The sequence below is a fragment of the Mesorhizobium sp. M7A.T.Ca.US.000.02.2.1 genome (genome assembly GCF_003996995.1).
Classification (GTDB): Bacteria; Pseudomonadota; Alphaproteobacteria; order Rhizobiales; family Rhizobiaceae; genus Mesorhizobium.
Map to the genome: position 1 here is coordinate 1 of NZ_RZTT01000635.1, position 2418 is coordinate 2418.

General features: G+C 62.6%; 2 protein-coding genes and 1 pseudogene. 2 read left to right on the forward strand and 1 reads right to left on the reverse strand.

The annotated features are described in order from the left end of the window. Together EOD15_RS37115 and EOD15_RS32830 are read left to right on the forward strand one after the other, a co-directional pair. Positions 1-177 (forward strand): annotated as a pseudogene (locus tag EOD15_RS37115) (EEP domain-containing protein); the annotation flags it as partial. 7 nt (positions 178-184) lie between these two features. Beyond that, on the forward strand, positions 185-1030 hold the full coding sequence (locus tag EOD15_RS32830; RefSeq protein ID WP_013529691.1) for an EamA family transporter: 846 nt from the start codon (positions 185-187) through the stop codon (positions 1028-1030). Between the two features lie 7 nt (positions 1031-1037). Here EOD15_RS32830 and EOD15_RS32835 read toward each other — a convergent pair whose 3' ends face one another. Continuing rightward, the gene (locus EOD15_RS32835; RefSeq protein WP_027037618.1) at positions 1038-2255 is read right to left on the reverse strand and encodes an MFS transporter; all 1218 of its coding nucleotides are present in this window, start codon (positions 2253-2255) and stop codon (positions 1038-1040) included. Positions 2256-2418 lie beyond the last annotated feature (163 nt).

A 2418-nucleotide genomic window follows, 5' to 3' on the forward strand; every position in this document is an offset into this window, starting at 1 on the left:
ACCCATGTGAAGACCATCGACGGCAGGCTGGCAAAGCGCCGGCTCGACCACTGCTTCGTCGGCGGCATGTTCGCCGGGCGGGTGCGTTCGATCAGTGCCGACATCGGCGAGGTTGCATCGGATCATTTTCCGCTGCGGGTCGACATAGACCTGGAAACGCCGGGCATCGCCACATGAGCCGCGCATGACGCTTTTCGTCTTCTTTGCAGTGCTCGCCGCCGCTGCCATGCACGCGATCTGGAATGCGCTGGTCAAGGTTCATCTCGACCGCTTCCTGTCGATCACGCTGATGACATTAGGCATGGGCGCGGCGGCACTCGTGGTGCTGCCCTTCGTCGAAGTGCCGAAGGCGGAGGTGTGGCCCTACATCATCGCCTCGGTCATTTTCCACATGGGCTACCGGACCTTCCTGATCGGCGCCTACAAGGCCGGCGATTTCGCACAGACCTATCCGCTGGCGCGGGGCACAGCACCTCTGCTCTCGGCCTTTGGAGGCATGTTCGTCGTTGCCGAGATTCCCGGCCCGTTCGCCATGCTCGGTATCTTCCTGTTGTCGGCCGGCACGCTGGTGATGTCGTTTCGTGGCGGCGCGCATCTGGAAAAGCTTAACCTGCGCGCGGTCGGTTTTGCGCTCGGCACTTCCATCTTCATTGCCAGCTATACGCTGTCGGACGGCAGTGGCGCGCGGCTGGCGGCAACCGCGCAGAGCTATGCCGCCTGGCTGTTCATCTGCGATGCTTTTGGCGCGTTGGTGCTGTGCCTCATCTTCCGCGGGCCGAAGGCGCTGCCGGTGTTGGCGCGCGACTGGAAGGCAGGGCTGTTCACCGGCGTACTCAGCGGCGCCGCCTATTGGATCGTCATGTGGGCGATGACCAAAGCACCGATCGCTTCGGTGGCCTCGCTGCGCGAAACCTCGATCCTGTTTGCCATGATGATCTCGGTCTTCGCTCTCGGCGAAAAAATGACCGGCTGGCGCGGTGCCGCTGCGCTCAGCATCGTGGCCGGCGTCGTCGCGCTGAGGCTTGGTTAGGCGCCGCTCAGGTCAGGACGGTCATCACCTGGCCACGTCGTTCCGGACTGAAGCGGATGACGACGATGATGCAGACGGCGACCACGCCTGCGAACAGCGCCAGGGCATAGCCATAGCTGCCTCCGGCGCTTTCAGCGATTCCTGCTTGATAGGGGCCGCCATAGGACGCGGCGAGATTGCCCGCCTGATAAATAAAGCCGGGCAAGGTCGCCCGCACCGCTCCGGGCGAAAGCTCGTTGAGGTGCACGGGGATGACGCCCCAGGCACCCTGGACCGCGACCTGCATGACGAAGGCGCCGATGGCAAGCATGAACGGCGTGGTCGAGTAGGCCCATAGCGGGATGGACGGCAAGGCGATCAGGCATGCCAGCGTGATGGCGTTGACGCGGCCGATCTTCTCCGACAGCGCGCCGAAGGCCAGGCCGCCGACGATGGCGCCGATATTGGCGACGATGGTGATCCAGCTCACCGTATGCGGATCAAAGCCGTGCTGCTTCTTCAGGAAGGTAGGGTAGAGGTCCTGCGTGCCATGACTGAAGAAATTGAAGAACATCATCAGGACGACGGCATAGAGCGCGACGCCCCAGTGCTTCTGCAGCGTTTCCCACATGCCCGGTCTCGCGGTCTTCTGCGCTTCGACGAAGGCCGGCGATTCCGGCACATGCGAGCGGATGAAGAGCACGATCAGCGCCGGCACGAAGCTGAGCAGGAACATGGCGCGCCAGCCGATCGTGTAGCCGCCGATCGTCTGCTGATAGAGCAGGCCATAGACCACCGCCGCCAGCAGATAGCCGGCCGGATAGCCGCATTGCAGGATGCCGGAGACCATGCCGCGTGCGCTCGGCGGAATGGATTCCATGGCCAGCGAACTGCCCAGCCCCCATTCGCCGCCCATGGCGATACCGAACAGCGCGCGCAGCGCCAGGAAAATGCCAAGATTGGGCGAGAAGGCCGCCAGCGCGCCGATCACCGAATAGCTGACGATGTTGAGCATGAGGATCGGCTTGCGCCCGTATTTGTCGGCAAGCATGCCGAAGAAGAACGCGCCGATGAAGCGTGTGGCCAAGGTCAGGAACAGCGCCTTGGAGACCGCGGGCACGTCGGCGTGGAATTCGGTCGCGATATCGGTGAGCAGGAATGTCAGAAGGAAGAAATCGAAAGCATCGAGCGTCCAGCCCAGGAATGAGGCGAGGACGGTCTTCTTCTGCTGCGAATTAAGGGGCAAATCTTCCTCCATCATCATCGATGGGGGAATTATCGGCCAGTTCAGGGAAGACCGGTGGTCACGTTTTCGCGTGGCTCATTTGATCGAACGCCCGCTGGAATGGCGGAAGGTGCGATGAGGAGCGACCGGTGCCATCTGTCGATGAACTCGATCGTGGCTTGAG

Excerpts from the sequence above, each read along its gene's own strand:
- EOD15_RS32830 (WP_013529691.1), top strand. The coding sequence starts at position 185 with ATGACGCTTTTCGTCTTCTTTGCAGTGCTCGCCGCCGCTGCCATGCAC.